The sequence below is a fragment of the Paenibacillus mellifer genome (genome assembly GCF_023195895.1).
GTDB lineage: Bacteria > Bacillota > Bacilli > Paenibacillales > Paenibacillaceae > Fontibacillus > Fontibacillus mellifer.
In genome coordinates, this window is record NZ_JALPRK010000001.1 from 260,394 (window position 1) to 276,694 (window position 16,301).

A 16,301-nucleotide genomic window follows, 5' to 3' on the forward strand; every position below is an offset into this window, starting at 1 on the left:
ACATGAACGAATACGAAAACATACGGCCACCGCAGCGGCTGTTGGCGTTTGACACCGCCACTTCCTCGCTGGCGGTGGCGGTTACGGAGGGCGGCCGCGTGCTGGCCGAACGAAATATCCATGCCGAACGGAACCATTCGGCCTATTTGGTCACGGCGATCGGAGATTGCCTGGAGGCGGCGGGGATCGCCAAGCAGGACATTGACGGGATCGCCGTCGGGATTGGGCCAGGCTCCTACACCGGGATCCGGATTGCCGTCACGACCGCCAAGACTTTGGCGTGGTCGCTGCGGCTTCCGGTTTACGGCGTCTCGAGCCTGGCCGCTTTGGCGCTGGGCGGCTGGGCCGGCGCCAGCGGACAAGACGCCGCCGCGCTGGGCGAGCTCGCCGCGCGGCGGGGCGAAGCAGGCCGCCGCGCTACCGCCGGCGGCCACTGGATCGTGCCGCTGATCGATGCGCGGCGCGGCCAGGCCTATACGGCGCTGTTCGGTGTGCCCGCGCCGGGCAGATTGCCGGAGCGTCTCGAACCTGACGCGATCCGGCTCATGGACGGGTGGGCCGACGAGCTGAAGCGGCAGCTGGAGCAGTTGCCGATGGACGAACGGCCGGCCCGCCTCTGGTTCGTGGGCGAAACCGAGAAGCACGAAGCGGCGATCGCGCCGCTGATCGCCGCCTTCGGCGAGCTTGTCCAGTTCGTACCTTACGAGCTGGAAGGCGCATGGATGGGGATCGCCGGCCTAGCGCGCACGTGGCTGCCGGCGGACGAGGTCCATGCGCTGGAGCCGAATTATACGCAGCTGGCCGAAGCCGAAGCCAAACGGCTGCGGAACGCGTAAGGCGAGGGGGCGGCGAAGCTGGAACAAGATATCGTATTCCGTAATATGAAGCTCGCGGATCTGCCGGACGTCATGGTGATCGAACATGAGTCGTTTTCGCTCCCTTGGAGCGAGGAAGCATTTCATAACGAGTTAACCCATAATCATTTTGCCCGATATCAAATCATGGAAATGGGCGGCAAACCTATCGGGTACGCCGGGATGTGGACGATCCTCGATGAGGCTCACATCACGAACATCGCGGTCCGATCCGCTTACCGCGGACGTCATCTCGGGGAGCAGCTGCTAAGCCGGATGATGGACTGGGCGGCGGAGCTGGGGATGGTCCGGATGACGCTGGAGGTGCGGGTGTCCAATACGGTCGCTCGTGCGCTTTATGAGAAAATGGGCTTTGCCCCGGCGGGCGTGCGCAAAGGGTATTATTCCGATAATCATGAAGATGCAATCATAATGTGGTGCGAGCTGCCAGGATCGCAGTCGGAGACCGGGGAAGGAAGCGAAAGTTTGTGGTAAAGCAAGAGCAGGATGTATATATTTTGGCGGTGGAAACGAGTTGCGACGAAACCTCGGCGTCCGTGGTGAAGAACGGGACGGAGGTGTTGTCCAACCTCATCGCCAGCCAGATCGAGACGCACCGGGCGTTCGGCGGTGTCGTACCGGAGGTCGCTTCACGTAAGCATGTCGAGAGCATTACGCGAATGCTGGAGGAGGCGGTGCAGGAGGCGGGGATACCGCCGCAATCGCTGTCGGCGATCGCCGTGACGGAAGGCCCCGGCTTGGTCGGCGCGTTGCTCGTCGGGATTATGGCCGCCAAGAGCCTCGCCTTCGCGCTGGACAAACCGCTGATTGGCGTTCATCATATCGCCGGTCATATCTACGCCAATCGTTTGGAGGCGGAGATGTTATATCCGTCCATGGCCCTCGTCGTCTCGGGTGGGCATACGGAGCTGGTGTTGATGGAGCGGGAGGGAAGCTTTCGACTGCTCGGCCGGACGCGTGACGATGCCGTTGGCGAAGCCTATGACAAGGTCGCTCGGGCACTTGGCTTTCCTTATCCGGGGGGGCCCTTCGTGGACAAGCTGGCTGCGGAGGCGGAGGAAGTGGAGGAGCTGCCGCGGGCGTGGCTGGAGCCGGACTCTTACGATTTCAGCTTGAGCGGCCTCAAATCGGCGGTACTGAACGCGGTGAACCAGCATAAGATGCGCGGCGAGGATGGCTACCAACCGGCGATTGCCAGAGGGTTCCAGGAATCGGTGATCGAGGTGCTGGTGGAAAAAGCGATTCGTGCCGTTCGTGCCACCGGTGCGCGGCAACTGTTGCTTTGCGGCGGCGTAGCGGCCAACCGCGGTTTGCGGGCTGCGCTCGAGGAACGCTGCGAACGCGAAGGGATTGCCTTGCTGATCCCGTCGCTGAAATACTGTACCGATAACGCCGCGATGATTGGCGCAGCCGCTTATTTGAAATGGAAGAACGGTGAGTTTTCCAGCTTGGAGCTAAAAGCCGAGCCTTCGCTTTCGCTGGAAGGCTGGTCTGTTAACCCAAGCTAACTTCAACTCGAGGCGTACGCCCAAAGCAAAAGGCCGGACAAGTTGTCCGGCCTTTTGCTTATCGGGGATGTTGTGTCACCACGTTTTATAAACCGCATCACTTTCCGACTCCGCGTTGTTCTTGGCAGGAGGCGCTTGCTCGGCGTCAACCGCAGCCGCCGTTTCCTTCATTGCCGCAGGATTGGGTTTGTCCGAACCGCCCATCTTACTAGTTCCTTCGAATACGCTGCCCTCCTCAATGGAGAGGGAGGTAGCGACCATGTTGCCGTACAGCTTGCCTTTGGAGGTAATGGACAGCTTGAGCTTGGCTTGCACGTTGCCGTTCACGGTGCCGGCAATAATGATGTTCCGGGCCAGGATATTGGAATGAACGACACCTTTCTCCCCAACGGTCACGTCGCCTTCGCATTCGATGTCACCGGTAATTTGTCCTTCGATGCGTACGCCGGCGTCCGAGCGGATTTTCCCTTCGAAAATACTGCCTTCCCCGATCAAGGTGTCGGTGGTGTTCGGGTCCAGCTTAACAGGTTTCGCGTTATTCCTTAATTTCATGAATTACTCTTCCTCTCCGGGTTTTCTAAGGTATTTGGCCGGGTCGACCGTACTGCCATTCTTTACGACTTCGATATGGAGATGAGGACCGGTGCTGCGTCCGGTGGAGCCCAACTCCGCGATGGTATCGCCTTGCTTGACGGTGGCGCCAACCTTGGTTAGGATTTTGCTCAAATGCATATAGTTCGTTTTCAATCCCGAAGGATGGGAAATCGTGATAAAGTTCCCGCGTGCGCTGTTGTAGCCGGTATCGACGACCTTGCCATTCGCTGCCGCGTAGACAGGATCGCCGATGCTTCCCCCGATATCCATTCCGGCGTGCATGGTCAACCGTCCGTTAAAAGGGTCTTCCCGTTCACCGTATTCGGAAGTGACTCTGACGGAATCGGCGGGCCAAAAGGTTGGTAAGATGGCCATCAGCGCTTTATATTCCTGAATCGACACCTTGGTTTGCTCCAGCCGTTGCTGCAGTTCGGGCATCTCGGCCAACGAAGTGGTGATGCTCTCCTTCGTCTCTTTGACCAGCTTGGACACATCCTGTTCGGTGAGTGGGATCGATTCTCCGCCAACTCCACCTTCGGTTGAAAGGGAGTCCATCGCTGCTTTTTTGTCTGCGGCTGCGGTTTGGCCCTTCGTTTTCGTCGATCCGCCGTCGGTAATCGATTTAAGCTCGGCTTCCAACTGCTCCAGCTCGCTCATCTTGGATTCGATGGTCTTCGACTTCTTCGACAGCTCGAGGAGCTCGTTTAAGAGTCGGTCGATTTCCTGTTCCTTGTTCACGACGGTGTTCCTGAACTGATTAGAAGAATCGGATAATTGCGCTTCAAGCGTCCCGATCCGGTTCGTATGCGTGCGATTGACGGCATACAAGACCAACACGGAGCTGAGCAGCACCACCGTGGTGATCAGGATGGCCAATAAATAGAACAAGCGGAATTTAAAGCGGAACACCGGGCTGGTGCCTTCCGGCACGATCAGCAGCGTGTAGCGCCGGTTCACGTTTTTTTTGAATCTGATCTTCATGACTTCCTCCTGATCTTCTTGAGTTGAACATGCCATTATGTAGGACCAAGGTCATTCCTTACGACTTGCCAATACAACTATTTCGGCAAAATGTGGCAAATCCCTTTTTCATTTAAAAAAATTTTGTAACTATTTTCACTCCTAAAGCAGGAATTTGTCGAAGGGAAGCGAAATGAGAAATAATTGGAAAAGTGTCTTCTTTCCTAATGTAAGGAGGTTATTATGATCAGAATTGCCGGAATCGACGTTGGCAACGACAGCGTTAAGGTAGTGGTTGACGGTTCACAACGACCGATCATTATTCCGAGTATCGTTTCTCCCGGATATGATAGACATGTGCTGCAAGAGGAGGACTCTCCGCTGAAGGCGCTGGATGTTCGGGTCTATAGCCCTAAATTAAAGAGAAATAACCAGCGGTATTTCGTAGGCTTGCTGGCGATGGAAGACCAAGACAATTCCGAGTTGGAGGAGACGGACAACAAAGCCACCAGCGATCAATCCCTGGTCGTGGCACTGACGGCGCTGGCTTATGCCGCCCTGTCTGGACAAGCTTATCCGACGGCGGGAACCGGGATTGAAGAGGTTGAGTACATCATTGGGACAGGACTTCCGGTCCGTTCCTACGTGGCTTTTCATCAAGCGTTCGAGGAGCGGCTGACCGGTGAGCACGAAGTGACGTTCCTGTCCACGCCGGAGCTGCGCGGGCGCACGGTACGTCTCCAGATCCGCCGTACGATCGTTTCGGTGGAAGGCGCGGCGGCGCTGTTCCATTTGGCGACGAACGATACGCTGCAAGTACGGAATGAAGAACTCCATAACGGCTGTATCGGCATTTGCGAAATCGGCGCTTTGACGACGGATTTCCCGGTTGTGAAGCGGATGAACATCGACAATCAGTTCAGTACGGGGGAGCAGTTCGGACTGGCAACCTATCTGGATTCAATTATCCGCGATGTTGAGGATCAGTTTGGTTACCGCTTCCCAAGCCGTACGAAGCTGATTGGACGCATCCGGAACCGCGAATTCGTTATCCAGCGCGTAGGGGAAGGACAAGCGGATATTCGGCCGATCGTCGATATGTATTTCAGCCGAGCTGCGCAGAAGCTGGTTGACTTGATCCGCAAGCGTTGGAAGAAGTACCCTGACATCGAATGCTTCTATGTACTTGGCGGCGGCGCCGCGGCGCTGAAATCGTATCTGATCGATGCGGCCGGCTCCATGCGTTTGCGGTTTGAAGAGAATAGCGAGATTCTGAACGTGCAGGGTTACTTGAAGCTGGCCAAGAATAAAGCCGGCCAACAGCCAAACCCGGCGTAAGCATCCGAATGATTGTTCCGGCGGTGAATGCACCGCCGGATTTTTTTATGTGAAAAATCGAATACATTTCGGCGTTTCCGGCGATGTTGGCAGATTATATATGAAAAATCGAGTACATTTCAGATTTCTGCGCTTCAACACCGTTTTGTATGCGAAAAACCGAATACAACTGACGAAGAAGGATCATATTCTTTAAATTTGAAGGTTCAGGTATAATAAGGAAAAAAGTGAAGGAGGCCGTGGTCCGTGAGCTACAAAAATACTTTCATTCGCGTATCGACCGATTGTCCTACCGATCATGCGATCGTTCCGGTGTCGACGAGACCCGCGAAGCCAGCGCACCTCATTCAATACGAGCTGCTCTCGCAAGCTCCGTACCGGTACAATCACGAGGAGTTGCTGTTCGAGGTACATATTCGCCATAAGCAAGTTCCGAAGGAAGTTGTGCAGGAGCGAAGGCAGGAGCTCTGGGAGGAGTTGTTCAGCAAGCCGCACCCATGCTTGCGGGCTTCAGCCCTTCCGAAGAAATATGGATGGGGCGTGCATTATGACGAGCAGTGGAAAATCGCCATCTACGGCATGGACTCACCGGATTATCAGCGGTTTACCGCTTCAACCGATGTCCAACTGCTGAACGCGATGAGAAACAGCCGGAAGTAAGAACGGCGCCGTTGGTTGCATTTATAGATGGGAGGAGTAGACATGGGGAAAATGTTCGATTCGATGCTGCCGGAGCATGAGGCTTTTATTCGCCGACAGCATCTCTTTTTTGTTGGCTCAGCACCGCTTCACGCAGAGGGTCACGTCAATTTGTCGCCAAAAGGGTATGATTCGCTGCGGATCCTTTCGCCAAACGAGGTCGCTTACCTGGATTTGACCGGCAGCGGCAATGAAACGGCGGCTCATCTCGAGGAGAATGGCCGGATTACGATCATGTTCGCCGCCTTCGAAGGGCAGCCATTGATCCTGCGCCTGTATGGGAAAGGCCAAGTTATTCTGCCGGACTCGGCGGATTGGGGGCGTCTCGAAGGGTTGTTTCCCAAGTTAACCGGGGCGCGTCAAATCATTCTTGTCTCTGTTTACGGCGTACAGACATCCTGCGGCTACGGCGTACCGCTGTTCAGCTATGACGGGGATCGCGAGACTTTGGTCAAATGGGCCGAAACCAAAGGTGATTTGGGTCTGGAAGAATACCGCCGTCAGAAAAACGCCGTAAGCCTGGACGGTTTACCGTCGTCGTTTGCAGAGTAGAGAAAGTGGGAGAGATCGAAGCATGATGGAAGAAATTCAAGGCGAGTTGTACACGGTAGAAACACTGCGGTCAGATTTTACGGCTTTAGGGGTTCGAGAAGAGTCTACACTGCTTGTCCATTCGTCTTTTAAAGCGCTGGGGAAATGGGTGTGCGGCGGTCCGGCGGCGGTTGTCCTAGCCTTAGGGGCAGCGTTGGGTGAGAAAGGGACCTTGGTTATGCCCACCCATTCTGGCGACGTTGGGGACCCGGCCAGATGGCAAAATCCGCCGGTCCCCAAAGAATGGTGGGACACGATCCGGGAGCAAATGCCGGCCTACGACCTCGAACTGACGTCGCTCTGGTATATGGGCGTCATTCCGGACACGTTTCGGCGGCAAGTAGGGGCCTTGCGCAGCGGGCATCCACAGGTATCGTTTGCGGCCAGAGGACCAGAAGCGAAGATCATTACGGCGGATCACGGCCTGGAATTCGGGTTAGGCGAGCGTTCTCCGCTTGCACGTATTTATGAGCTGCGAGGTGATGTTTTGCTGCTTGGCGTGGGTCACGGCAACAATACGTCGATCCATTTGGCGGAGTGTCGAGCGAACTATCCGGGGAAGGAACATTATACCTCAAAGGCGCCGATGCAGGTGAACGGGGAAAGACGGTGGGTGGAATTTCCCGAGCTTGAATACGATTCGGAGGATTTCGAACAGCTGGGGGCCGACTTTGCACGGGAGACTGGCTTGGTGAAACAAGGCCAAGTCGCCGGGGCAACCGCGCTGCTGATGCCCCAACGAGAATTGGTTGATTATGCGGTGAGATGGTTGGAACGCCACCGTAAGCGACAAGATCATCTTACCGTTTGATACATGAGACCGATGGCTCCAGAGTCAAAGGTCTTGTTTTCGATGAGCTTAAGATTAATCTTCTCCTTGAGACCTTGGAATAAGGGCAATCCTTTCCCAATCAGGACAGGGGATACGGTAATTTTATACTCATCAATTAGATCTAGTTGCATGAAGTGGTGCGCTAACCTAGGACTGCCGAGAATGACCATATCCTTACCAGGCTGCTGTTTGAGGCGCCGGATCTCTTTCTCGATATCTTTGTTCACAAGTCTGGAGTTATTCCAATCGACTTTCTCCAACGTAGTGGAAAAAACGATTTTCTCTGTCTTTTCGATCCACTCAGCATGCTCCCGTTCATGCTGCGAGGCTGATGGGTTCGAAGGCACAGACGGCCAGTAACTGTGCATCATCTGATAAGTTCTGCGCCCCCAAATGACCGTATCGGCCGTACTCAGAATTTCCTTCGCGTGTCGCTCGAGATCCGAATCGTAGGAAACCCAGCCAATATCCATTTCACCGTTTGGACCTTCTACAAAACCGTCAAGTGATGCGTGTAGAAAAAGAACTAGTTTTCTCATATTCTGTTCTCCTTTGTTCTCTTAATGGGATACATCGTCTTCTAGTTCGGTCATGACTTCAAGATCCCAGCCAAGCATGCCGCCAAGGAAATTGTGGACCCGCGTGAAGCCCTGTGCCTGCAAGTAACGGGCAACTTCGTAACTGCGGGAGCCGCTGCGGCATACCAGAACGTATTCTTGTTCCGGGTCGAGCTCATCAAGCCGGTAGGGGATTTCCCCCATCGGAATCAATGGGACTCCGGGAATATGTGCAGCTTCGTATTCAAACGGCTCGCGGACATCGATGACGACGATATCGTTGGCAGGATCCTGAAGGATGGCATGCAACTCCGCTTTGTCGAAATGGGAGATGCCTCCGATTTGTTGGGGCATGAATTCATTCCTCTTTTCCAATAGGATTGTTTAACTGTCTTATCTGTTCATCCTTCTGAGCTAGCTGGCTCATCGAAAATCCCCATGCTAAGGTATCTCTCTCCGGTGTCCGGTGCGATGCATAACACGCGTTTTCCGGGACCCAACTGCCGAGCTAATCGAATCGCCGCCCAGACCGAGGCGCCGGACGACGGTCCGACCAATAGGCCTTCTAATGCAGCCAGGCGCCGCGTCGTATCCAGTGCATCCGCATCGCTGACCTGGACGATTTCGTCATAAACCGCGGTATTGAGTACCGCCGGGATGAAGCCGGGGCTGGTGCCGACCAGCTTATGCGGGCCGGGTTCTCCGCCGGAGAGGACGGGGGAGCCCTGCGGCTCAACGACAGTGATATGAATGTTTGGCAATACGCTTCGCAGATACTCGCCGGTTCCGGTGATCGTGCCGCCCGTGCCTGCCGTGGCTACGAACCCATCAAGCCGGCCTTCCATTTGCTGCATGATTTCTGGCCCGGTCGTGAGTTGGTGAATTTCCGGGTTGGCGGGGTTTTGAAATTGCTGCGGCATAAAGCTGCCCGGAATTTGGTCCAGCAGCTCCCGGGCTTTGGCAATCGCGCCGGGCATGCGCAGTGCGGCCGGCGTCAACACGACCTCGGCGCCGTAAGCGCGCAGCAGGATGATTCGCTCTTTTGTCATGTTGTCCGGCATGACCAGGATGATTCGATATCCTTTGGCCGCAGCGTTCATGGCCAGCCCGATGCCCGTATTCCCGCTTGTCGGCTCGATAATGGTGGCGCCCGGAGTGAGCCGGTCTTCCCGTTCAGCTGTCTCTAGCATATGAGCGGCGGCCCGGTCCTTTACGCTTCGGCTCGGGTTGGCAAACTCCAGCTTGACGTATACGTCGGCGTCTTGCTTGGAAACCAGTTTGTTCAGCTTGACGGCAGGGGTTTCGCCAATCAGGTCTGTAATGCTTCGGACTGCTTTCCGATTCATGCGGCGGGGCCCCTTTCTCTTAAATTTTAAGTTTTAATCTATTCTACTCGGGAACCTCCTATTCTTTCAAGCGGCGTCGTCCATTCGACAATTTTCCGTTTCCAACCCGAGCATCCTATGATAAAGTAGCAGTAACAACGAAGATGAGCCGAAATGGGCCTCATCTTCTTTTTTTTTTGTGAATGGGTGAATTGAATCACAAATAGAATGTTGCACTAGGGGTGAGTGAATGGGTAAAACGCTAGGAAGACCGGTGTCCAGCCTGCTGCTGAATGGATTGCAAGGGTTGCTCGGAATCGGTGCCGTATTCGGCGGCGGAGTATTAATCCTGGACCCGTCCGGCAGCTTGCTGGGGATGCCGACCGAGCTGATGCAAATTTCGCTGTTCCCGGATTATTTGATTCCAGGGGTAATCCTGCTGCTGGCCTTTGGTATGCTGCCGATTATGGTAACGACAGCTCTGGTATGGAAATGGAACTGGGGGTTGGGGGAGAAACTGAACCTATTTAAAGACCGGCATTGGTCTTGGGCCTTCTCCCTTTATATCGGCTTTGGATTAATCGTCTGGCTTTCGGTCCAAATCTACATTCTTGGAAGTTCCTCGGTCGTGCATTTGGTTTATACGGCCTGGGGCTTGGCAATCCAAGCGTTGACCGTGTTTCCTTCGGTTGCAGGATATTATCGAAAGTCATCTGGTGACAACGCCTAGGAGGGAGAAACATGCGTAATCAAAGGAAGCCGGGCAACGCTATTCGGTTACCCGGCGGTATTCGGCTGCTTCTCGGCTTTCTCTGCGCTGTGGCGCTGATGGCCGTAATAGGTGGCTGCAGTCTGGCTACGGAACGGCAGAAGCAGCTTTACGACGACGAAGCGGAGCTGGCCCAAGAAGGCGATACTTTTACCTATGTGAAGCGGGTTGGCGAAACGAGCAACGAGTCGAACACGGTTTCCTTCTCCTCCTTCTACGGGATGGAAACGATTTGGTTCATCCATGCTTCGGCAAAGGGGAATGTGAATTTCCTCCATCAACAAGAGATCAACGGCGGCCGATTCAAGCTGCTGGCGATCGGGCCGGATCGAGAGGTGACGACGCTTGCCGAAGGAGATAGCGAAGGCAAGATGGAGTTGAAGGTTAGCCCGGGAACGTATCGCATCAAGTTTGTAGGTAACAACGCCAAGGGTCGAGTGAAGACGGAAATCCAAGCAGATACGGGTATACGTATCGTAGCCGCCGATCATTGAACAAGGTCACCAATTGGACAACTCCGTTCGTTTCCAGGTGTCTTTGGCAACGCAGACGTAAATATAGTTTTCATCCCAGGCGATGTCGCCGGGATTTCCGGGGGCCTTGGAAGAAGCCGGCGTGCGGGACTCTCGGATACGGATTCCGTCTCCATTGATGTCCAACGCGCTTTGCGGATCCTCCGTACCGATGCCTACTTGTCCATCGTCCCGTTTAATCGTCAGGGCACTGTCGATCACTTCCCCTTCATCCGAGTAACGGATGACGTTAAAATCCGCTCCGGCATTGTTACCCTTGAGCTCGGCGCTGTTGGCACGAAGACTCCATAGCGGGGACGTGGCGTTATCCTTGCCGGTGTTGGCTAATTGCACGTCTCGATTGCCTTCGCCGGCCACGCGCAGAATACCGTCCATCACGTTGAAGTTGGACGAGTGGGTGCGAATCTCGGCAACGTCGGTATCGTAGGGGATTTCCAAACGGGTAAATAATTGATCCTTGTACTCTCCAGTTGGCGACATCGTTGTTTCGATCGAAATATGCTTATGATCATGTTGTTCGGGATTGTTTGCCTTATCATGCGAGATAATCGCCGTTTTGTCCTTACCTTGCTCATCGGCCCAAGCGATCGCGGGTTTGGCGCGGTCCCCCGTCCACTGCAGGCGGATCAGGTCGGATAAATGCCCTTCCTTTTCGATCCATTGCTTATCGGTAGACAAATGGATTCGTTCGTTCTGCGGGAGGGCTAGGCCTCCACCGGGCAGCTTGGACTCCGTAAAAGGGGAAGTCGTGGATGAAGCGCCCTTAGAAGAGCCGAGCATTTGGCATCCTCCTACAAAGACGAGGCTAACGCCTAGTGCGGCGATTGAAGCGGCTTTGACAAATTTCATTCCATTCTCTCCTTTTCGGTGAGTATTTGACGGCCTATGTGTTTTTTTGCCGCAGTTCTATAGAGATCATAATGATTTTAAAAAGGGCAGGGCAATAGGCATTTCGGATGGTTTCAGGGGCGCGGAGCGAATGGAGATGGAAAATGGAAGTGAATTGGGAATAAAGCATCAGACTAGTTAAAGGAGGAATGATCTATGAGCGAAGTACCATCTTTTGACGAATTTAAGAGGTACGTGATCCTGCTAAATTTAAATCCAGGTCGGCGTTTGGATGAGGATTTAATCCGCGGGCATGTTGCCCACTTAAGAGAACTGGACCGAAACGGTCAGCTGGTGATAGGCGGGCCGTTTATCGATTACAAGGGCGGAATGGTCATTGTCAAAGCGGGTAGTCTGGAGGAGGCAAGGGAAATCGCGGAACGCGATCCGTTTGTGAAATCGGGAGCGGAGAACTATGAGGTCCGAACCTGGGCGATTTCATGTGAAGAAAATCAGCATTTGGGAGCGGGCTGAGGAGTTGGGCCTAAGACGAAGGTTTTGTCAAGCTGTGGACAAGGTTATCCACAGCTTGTTGGCTATCTTCATGAAAAAAGGATGAAAGCTTGTGTGCCAGTGTATGAAGCAAGGTCGGGGAAAATGGCAGTCACGCTTTCAGAAAACTGTGGATAATGTGGATAAATTGGTGGATAAAACAGTAATCTGACAAAAAACGACGATTTCCCCGGAAAAAAACGGCCCCGAGGGCCGTTTTGAGGTCGAATATTTTCTGCATAGTGGGGATAAAGTTGTGTATAACCGAAGAAATCGAAATGTGAAAAGGATAAAAAAATTTTGTGAATTTTATCCTTCAGCCAGGGATTCCCACTCTTCATAGGCGGTGGATAACTGTTCTTTTCGCCGGTCGATTCCGTCCTGTCGCTCTTGGACTGCGGTGTAGTCCTGATAGACCTCAGGGAGGGTCAGTTCGGATTCCAATCTAGCAATCTCGTTTTCGAGATCTGAGATCAGTTCCTCCAACTGCTCTAATCGGCGTTGACGGTTCCGCTCTTCGCGTTTCGCCTGTTTATCGGCTTCATAGGAAGCGGCGCCGGATTTGGCCGCGGAGGAATCCAGTTCGGACGGCTTGATGGTCGTGTTTGCGCTCGACTTCGCTGCTTCGGCGTTCGCCTGCTCGGCAGCGAGCTCGGCAAGCTCCTGTTTTTTTGCCAAATAATCGTCATAATTACCCAGGAAATGATCCGCACCGTTCGGATGCAGCTCGACGATACGTTCCGCCATCTTGTTTAGGAAGTAACGGTCATGGGAAATGAACAGCAGCGTTCCATCGTATTCGATTAGAGCGGATTCAAGGACTTCCTTGCTGAATAGGTCTAAATGGTTTGTTGGTTCGTCAAGAATCAGTACATTGGCTTTTTGAAGCATCAGCTTGGCTAAAGCGACCCGAGCTTTCTCTCCGCCGCTTAACGCCGCAACCTTCTTGAGCACGTCCTCGCCGCTGAACAGGAAATTGCCCAGTACGCTGCGAATACGCGCTTCCTCGATGTGGGGGTATGCTCCCCAGACTTCCTCAAGCACGGTATTAGCGGCGTTCAGATGGGTTTGCTCCTGGTCGTAATAACCGACCTTGACCTTGGCTCCCCAGGTAATGGTACCATCCGATGGCTGTAAATCGCTGGTCAGCATTTTCAGCAGCGTCGATTTTCCGATCCCGTTAGGGCCGATTAAGGCTACGGTTTCACCGCGGTATAAATCGAAGTTGACGTTCTGGAACAACGGTTTGGGTTTGTCCGCAAATGTGTAGGAAAGTTTATTGATGTGCAGGACTTCCTTGCCAGTCATGATCTCGGCTTCGAAGGAGAAGGTCGCCCGTTTCAGATCGCCGAGCGGCCGATCGAGGACGTCCATCTTCTCCAGCGCCTTGCGCCGACTTTGCGCCCGTTTCGTCGTGGACGCGCGGACGATGTTCTTCTGGATAAACGCCTCCATCCGGGCGATTTCATCCTGCTGCTTTTCGTATTGCTTCAATTGACTCTCGTATTCCGCCGCCTTCAGATCGATGAACCGGCTGTAGTTGCCTGTATATCGGCGTGATTGATGGCGTTCGATCTCCACAATCGCGGTGACAAGTCGGTCGAGGAAGTATCGGTCATGTGAGACGACCAACAGGGCACCGGAATAATTGCGCAAGTAGTCCTCAAGCCAGGTCAATGTTTCGATGTCAAGATGGTTAGTTGGTTCGTCCAGCATCAGGAGATCCGGAGCCTGCAGCAAAATACGGGCGAGCGCAAGCCGCGTTTTCTGCCCGCCGCTTAACGTTGCGATCGGAGTGTCCGGCGCAAAGTCGCCAAATCCCATGCCGTGCAACACCATGCGAATGCGGGTTTCCATTTCATAACCGCCATGGTCCTTGAACCAGTCGGATTTAAGCGCATAACGGTCGAGCAGCTCCTGATGAGCCTTCTCGTCCTGAGCTAAATCCGGATCTGCAATCTGCTCTTCCATTCGGCGCAGCTCGCGTTCCGTTTCAATCAGAGGGGCGAACACGGCCAGCATCTCTTCCCAGAGGGTGCGATCCGATTGTAACCCGCTGTTTTGCGCTAGATAACCAATCGTTGTTTCTTTGGCTTTGAAGATTTGCCCTCCATCGTAGGAGAGTTCTCCTGCTAGAATTTGCAAAAACGTCGATTTACCCGCACCGTTGACGCCAACGAGACCGATACGGTCCCGTTCCAACACCTGCAGGTTGATCCCCTCCAGCACGGGGGTCACGCCGTATAATTTCGTAATGTTCGAAGCTTGAAGCAACATAACGGATTCGATCCTCCAAAAAAAGATTTGCGTTCTGTTCATGATTGGGAAACCATGAGTTCGTTGAAACTCGTACCTTCAGTGTACATGAAACCTAAGCGAAATGCATCGCTGAATGCTTGGAAGACCGCGTTTTGCAAACCGTGTGCTTTGGTTTTCATTTTCATTTAACAATGATACACTAAGGGAGAGATAAGCCGGATCGGCTAGGGGTTGGCGGAAGACCGGCTAACGTGAGACGGGAGCGGAAGGGGAGGATGGCATGGAATTAACGGATGCCAAAAAAGAGCTGCGCCAGCAAATGTTGAAGGTGCGCGCCCAAATTCCGGAGGGATCCCGTACGGAGCAATCACTGGCCGCCAGCCGTTTAGCTGAACGTGAGGTGCTAGGCCCCCTGCGGGCGCGGCGCGGCGGGAAGCTGAACTTGTTCTGCTACATGGCTTTCCGCGATGAACCGGATACTTGGCCAATGCTGGCTAACTGCTTCGCTCAGGGAGATCGGCTGCTCGCGCCGAGGATCGGACCCAATCGCAGTCTCTCCCTACACGAGATTTCCGGGACGGAGGACCTCGTTCCCGGCACTTGGGGGATATTGGAGCCGGCGGGGCATGCCGCTGATTGGCCGCCAGAGCGTTACCCCGAAATTGATCTCATAGTGATTCCGGGACTGGCCTTCGACCTAAACGGAGGGCGGATCGGATTTGGAGCAGGGTATTACGATCGTCTGATCGATGAATTGGCCCGCCGCAGCGGCGGAACCGGGCAGGTCATCCTGGCCGCCCTCGTCCTTCAGGAGCTGATTCTGCCGGAGGGGGAAATTCCGATGGAATCGCATGATTTCCGACTGGATCTGCTGTTTACGGCGAAAGAAACGATATATATGAAGGAAAGTAGTGATAAGCTTGGCAAACTCGGAATCGGGTCAAGGAATGACGCATTTTAATGAACAAGGCCGCGCCCGGATGGTGGATATTTCCGGGAAATCGGCAACTGTTCGCGTGGCTGTGGCGGAAACGAAGATCTCCATGCTTCCGTCGACCCTTGAGGCGATCAAGGAAGGACGGGTTGGCAAAGGCGATGTGCTTGCTGTGGCCCAGGTTGCGGGGATCCAAGGGGCAAAACGGACGTCCGATTGGATTCCGATGTGCCATCCGCTGGCGTTGACGGGCGTTAACATTACGTTTGACGACAACGGACAGGACGAGCTGTACATCGAGGCGACGGTGAAGACCGAAGGGAAAACCGGGGTGGAGATGGAGGCGCTCACCGCGGTATCCGCCGCAGCGCTGACAGTGTATGACATGTGCAAGGCGTTGCAGAAGGACATGGTGATTGGCCCGACGCAGCTGCGGTCGAAGTCGGGCGGCAAAAGCGGGGATTACGTGCGTTCGTGACATTGCGGCGGCTACTAGATTTTGATATAGATATAGATGGCAGTTTGTAGTTGAAATCAGCATGAATCGACATGATCCGGCATTACGTTGGACTCCATAGGGAGTTCCTATATGGATGAGGAGGGTGACTTCATGGTTTGGAAAACAGCGATCCTTACCGCCAGCGACAAAGGAGCCAGGGGAGAACGTGAAGATACGAGCGCCCAAGTGATCCGTGAGCTGGTGGAGGAGGAATTGGGCGGCGAAATCGTGGAATACCGGATCGTCCCCGATGAACCGGATGAAATTATCGCCGCATTGATTGAAATGACCGATTATTTTCACGCCGATTTGGTGCTAACTACGGGAGGAACGGAGCTAGCAATCCGGGATGTGACGCCGGAAGCGACCCGCCGGGTTATCGAGCGCGAAGTGCCGGGCATGGCGGAGGCGATGCGGTACCGGTTGATGCAGAAGAACCCTGCAGCTATGCTATTTCGGGGGATTGTGGGCATTCGCGGACGTACGCTGATCGTGAATCTGCCGGGAACGCCTAAGGGCGTACACGAAAATTTGGCGGCCATCATGGACCAACTACCGGAAGCGTTGCTGATGGTTACGGGGCAGTTCCGTTTATAATGAAAGATCTTTATAGGGCCTTATTCTCTACTTCTTTGTTAAGTTGTAAAA

The 16,301-nt window shown here is 54.1% G+C and carries 20 protein-coding genes; 13 read left to right on the plus strand and 7 right to left on the minus strand.

The window, feature by feature from the left end; genetic code table 11:
• Positions 1-2: 2 nt before the first annotated feature.
• From tsaB to tsaD, 3 genes are read left to right on the plus strand one after another with little or no spacing between them, the layout of a single operon-like run.
• Complete coding sequence (gene tsaB / locus M0651_RS01065) at positions 3-836, plus strand: tRNA (adenosine(37)-N6)-threonylcarbamoyltransferase complex dimerization subunit type 1 TsaB (protein WP_248550295.1); 834 nt, start codon at positions 3-5, stop codon at positions 834-836.
• 45 nt (positions 837-881) lie between these two features.
• Complete coding sequence (rimI, locus tag M0651_RS01070) at positions 882-1,349, plus strand: ribosomal protein S18-alanine N-acetyltransferase (RefSeq protein WP_248550007.1); 468 nt, start codon at positions 882-884, stop codon at positions 1,347-1,349.
• Positions 1,343-2,383 carry a tRNA (adenosine(37)-N6)-threonylcarbamoyltransferase complex transferase subunit TsaD gene (gene tsaD / locus M0651_RS01075; protein WP_248550008.1) on the plus strand — a complete coding sequence of 347 codons (1,041 nt, stop codon included), beginning with the start codon at positions 1,343-1,345 and terminating at the stop codon, positions 2,381-2,383. Before rimI ends, tsaD begins: the two co-directional genes overlap by 7 nt.
• A 75-nt stretch (positions 2,384-2,458) precedes the next feature.
• On the opposite strand, the gene M0651_RS01080 is transcribed toward tsaD, so the two are convergent.
• Both M0651_RS01080 and M0651_RS01085 read right to left on the minus strand, forming a co-directional pair.
• Complete coding sequence (locus M0651_RS01080; RefSeq protein WP_248550009.1) at positions 2,459-2,935, minus strand: bactofilin family protein; 477 nt, start codon at positions 2,933-2,935, stop codon at positions 2,459-2,461.
• A 3-nt stretch (positions 2,936-2,938) separates the two neighbouring features.
• Positions 2,939-3,958, minus strand: a complete 1,020-nt coding sequence (locus M0651_RS01085) for a M23 family metallopeptidase (RefSeq protein ID WP_248550010.1) — start codon at positions 3,956-3,958, stop codon at positions 2,939-2,941.
• 222 nt (positions 3,959-4,180) lie between these two features.
• Between M0651_RS01085 and M0651_RS01090 the strand changes: the two genes are divergently transcribed.
• From M0651_RS01090 to M0651_RS01105, 4 genes are all read left to right on the plus strand, one after another.
• Positions 4,181-5,275: a ParM/StbA family protein gene (locus M0651_RS01090; protein ID WP_248550011.1), complete on the plus strand. Its 1,095-nt coding sequence runs from the start codon at positions 4,181-4,183 to the stop codon at positions 5,273-5,275.
• Positions 5,276-5,521: 246 nt separating this feature from the next.
• Positions 5,522-5,935: a DUF6157 family protein gene (locus M0651_RS01095; RefSeq protein ID WP_248550012.1), complete on the plus strand. Its 414-nt coding sequence runs from the start codon at positions 5,522-5,524 to the stop codon at positions 5,933-5,935.
• Between the two features lie 42 nt (positions 5,936-5,977).
• Positions 5,978-6,526 carry a pyridoxamine 5'-phosphate oxidase family protein gene (locus M0651_RS01100; protein ID WP_248550013.1) on the plus strand — a complete coding sequence of 183 codons (549 nt, stop codon included), beginning with the start codon at positions 5,978-5,980 and terminating at the stop codon, positions 6,524-6,526.
• Between the two features lie 25 nt (positions 6,527-6,551).
• Positions 6,552-7,376: an AAC(3) family N-acetyltransferase gene (locus tag M0651_RS01105; RefSeq protein ID WP_248550296.1), complete on the plus strand. Its 825-nt coding sequence runs from the start codon at positions 6,552-6,554 to the stop codon at positions 7,374-7,376.
• Here the strand turns inward: M0651_RS01105 and M0651_RS01110 are convergent.
• From M0651_RS01110 to cysK, 3 genes are read right to left on the minus strand one after another with little or no spacing between them, the layout of a single operon-like run.
• Positions 7,361-7,936 carry a dihydrofolate reductase family protein gene (locus tag M0651_RS01110; protein ID WP_248550014.1) on the minus strand — a complete coding sequence of 192 codons (576 nt, stop codon included), beginning with the start codon at positions 7,934-7,936 and terminating at the stop codon, positions 7,361-7,363. The two genes, M0651_RS01105 and M0651_RS01110, sit on opposite strands and share 16 nt — an antisense overlap.
• A gap of 21 nt (positions 7,937-7,957) precedes the next feature.
• Positions 7,958-8,308, minus strand: coding sequence for a rhodanese-like domain-containing protein (locus M0651_RS01115; RefSeq protein WP_248550015.1), 351 nt, complete (start codon positions 8,306-8,308; stop codon positions 7,958-7,960).
• 47 nt (positions 8,309-8,355) lie between these two features.
• On the minus strand, positions 8,356-9,300 hold the full coding sequence (cysK, locus tag M0651_RS01120; protein WP_248550016.1) for a cysteine synthase A: 945 nt from the start codon (positions 9,298-9,300) through the stop codon (positions 8,356-8,358).
• Between the two features lie 229 nt (positions 9,301-9,529).
• Between cysK and M0651_RS01125 the strand changes: the two genes are divergently transcribed.
• Both M0651_RS01125 and M0651_RS01130 read left to right on the plus strand, forming a co-directional pair.
• Positions 9,530-10,009, plus strand: coding sequence for a hypothetical protein (locus M0651_RS01125; RefSeq protein WP_248550017.1), 480 nt, complete (start codon positions 9,530-9,532; stop codon positions 10,007-10,009).
• A gap of 11 nt (positions 10,010-10,020) precedes the next feature.
• A complete protein-coding gene (locus M0651_RS01130; RefSeq protein ID WP_248550018.1) occupies positions 10,021-10,542 on the plus strand; it encodes a hypothetical protein in 522 nt (173 codons plus the stop codon).
• Positions 10,543-10,548: 6 nt separating this feature from the next.
• Here M0651_RS01130 and M0651_RS01135 read toward each other — a convergent pair whose 3' ends face one another.
• Positions 10,549-11,430, minus strand: coding sequence for a hypothetical protein (locus M0651_RS01135; protein WP_248550019.1), 882 nt, complete (start codon positions 11,428-11,430; stop codon positions 10,549-10,551).
• Between the two features lie 195 nt (positions 11,431-11,625).
• Here M0651_RS01135 and M0651_RS01140 point away from each other — a divergent pair, with 195 nt between their 5' ends.
• Positions 11,626-11,943, plus strand: coding sequence for a YciI family protein (locus tag M0651_RS01140; protein ID WP_248550020.1), 318 nt, complete (start codon positions 11,626-11,628; stop codon positions 11,941-11,943).
• Between the two features lie 327 nt (positions 11,944-12,270).
• Here M0651_RS01140 and M0651_RS01145 read toward each other — a convergent pair whose 3' ends face one another.
• Positions 12,271-14,238 carry an ABC-F family ATP-binding cassette domain-containing protein gene (locus tag M0651_RS01145; protein ID WP_248550021.1) on the minus strand — a complete coding sequence of 656 codons (1,968 nt, stop codon included), beginning with the start codon at positions 14,236-14,238 and terminating at the stop codon, positions 12,271-12,273.
• A gap of 262 nt (positions 14,239-14,500) precedes the next feature.
• Here M0651_RS01145 and M0651_RS01150 point away from each other — a divergent pair, with 262 nt between their 5' ends.
• The 3 genes from M0651_RS01150 (at position 14,501) to M0651_RS01160 (ending at position 16,250) form a co-directional block, all read left to right on the plus strand.
• Positions 14,501-15,181, plus strand: coding sequence for a 5-formyltetrahydrofolate cyclo-ligase (locus tag M0651_RS01150; RefSeq protein ID WP_248550022.1), 681 nt, complete (start codon positions 14,501-14,503; stop codon positions 15,179-15,181).
• Positions 15,168-15,632: a cyclic pyranopterin monophosphate synthase MoaC gene (gene moaC / locus M0651_RS01155; RefSeq protein WP_248550023.1), complete on the plus strand. Its 465-nt coding sequence runs from the start codon at positions 15,168-15,170 to the stop codon at positions 15,630-15,632. The genes M0651_RS01150 and moaC overlap by 14 nt, the downstream gene beginning before the upstream one ends.
• 132 nt (positions 15,633-15,764) lie before the next feature.
• Positions 15,765-16,250 carry a MogA/MoaB family molybdenum cofactor biosynthesis protein gene (locus tag M0651_RS01160; protein WP_009226288.1) on the plus strand — a complete coding sequence of 162 codons (486 nt, stop codon included), beginning with the start codon at positions 15,765-15,767 and terminating at the stop codon, positions 16,248-16,250.
• The last annotated feature ends 51 nt before the right edge of the window (positions 16,251-16,301 follow it).

What these genes read in the sequence shown, in the direction of transcription:
- M0651_RS01130 (WP_248550018.1), top strand. Translation starts at nt 10,021, where the DNA reads ATGCGTAATCAAAGGAAGCCGGGCAACGCTATTCGGTTACCCGGCGGT.
- M0651_RS01080 (WP_248550009.1), bottom strand. Translation starts at nt 2,935, where the DNA reads ATGAAATTAAGGAATAACGCGAAACCTGTTAAGCTGGACCCGAACACC.
- M0651_RS01135 (WP_248550019.1), bottom strand. Translation starts at nt 11,430, where the DNA reads ATGAAATTTGTCAAAGCCGCTTCAATCGCCGCACTAGGCGTTAGCCTC.
- M0651_RS01145 (WP_248550021.1), bottom strand. Translation starts at nt 14,238, where the DNA reads ATGTTGCTTCAAGCTTCGAACATTACGAAATTATACGGCGTGACCCCC.
- M0651_RS01090 (WP_248550011.1), top strand. Translation starts at nt 4,181, where the DNA reads ATGATCAGAATTGCCGGAATCGACGTTGGCAACGACAGCGTTAAGGTA.
- M0651_RS01100 (WP_248550013.1), top strand. Translation starts at nt 5,978, where the DNA reads ATGGGGAAAATGTTCGATTCGATGCTGCCGGAGCATGAGGCTTTTATT.
- moaC (WP_248550023.1), top strand. Translation starts at nt 15,168, where the DNA reads ATGACGCATTTTAATGAACAAGGCCGCGCCCGGATGGTGGATATTTCC.
- rimI (WP_248550007.1), top strand. Translation starts at nt 882, where the DNA reads ATGAAGCTCGCGGATCTGCCGGACGTCATGGTGATCGAACATGAGTCG.
- M0651_RS01125 (WP_248550017.1), top strand. Translation starts at nt 9,530, where the DNA reads ATGGGTAAAACGCTAGGAAGACCGGTGTCCAGCCTGCTGCTGAATGGA.
- M0651_RS01140 (WP_248550020.1), top strand. Translation starts at nt 11,626, where the DNA reads ATGAGCGAAGTACCATCTTTTGACGAATTTAAGAGGTACGTGATCCTG.
- M0651_RS01150 (WP_248550022.1), top strand. Translation starts at nt 14,501, where the DNA reads ATGGAATTAACGGATGCCAAAAAAGAGCTGCGCCAGCAAATGTTGAAG.
- cysK (WP_248550016.1), bottom strand. Translation starts at nt 9,300, where the DNA reads ATGAATCGGAAAGCAGTCCGAAGCATTACAGACCTGATTGGCGAAACC.
- tsaB (WP_248550295.1), top strand. Translation starts at nt 3, where the DNA reads ATGAACGAATACGAAAACATACGGCCACCGCAGCGGCTGTTGGCGTTT.
- M0651_RS01115 (WP_248550015.1), bottom strand. Translation starts at nt 8,308, where the DNA reads ATGCCCCAACAAATCGGAGGCATCTCCCATTTCGACAAAGCGGAGTTG.
- M0651_RS01085 (WP_248550010.1), bottom strand. Translation starts at nt 3,958, where the DNA reads ATGAAGATCAGATTCAAAAAAAACGTGAACCGGCGCTACACGCTGCTG.
- M0651_RS01110 (WP_248550014.1), bottom strand. Translation starts at nt 7,936, where the DNA reads ATGAGAAAACTAGTTCTTTTTCTACACGCATCACTTGACGGTTTTGTA.
- M0651_RS01160 (WP_009226288.1), top strand. Translation starts at nt 15,765, where the DNA reads ATGGTTTGGAAAACAGCGATCCTTACCGCCAGCGACAAAGGAGCCAGG.
- M0651_RS01105 (WP_248550296.1), top strand. Translation starts at nt 6,552, where the DNA reads ATGGAAGAAATTCAAGGCGAGTTGTACACGGTAGAAACACTGCGGTCA.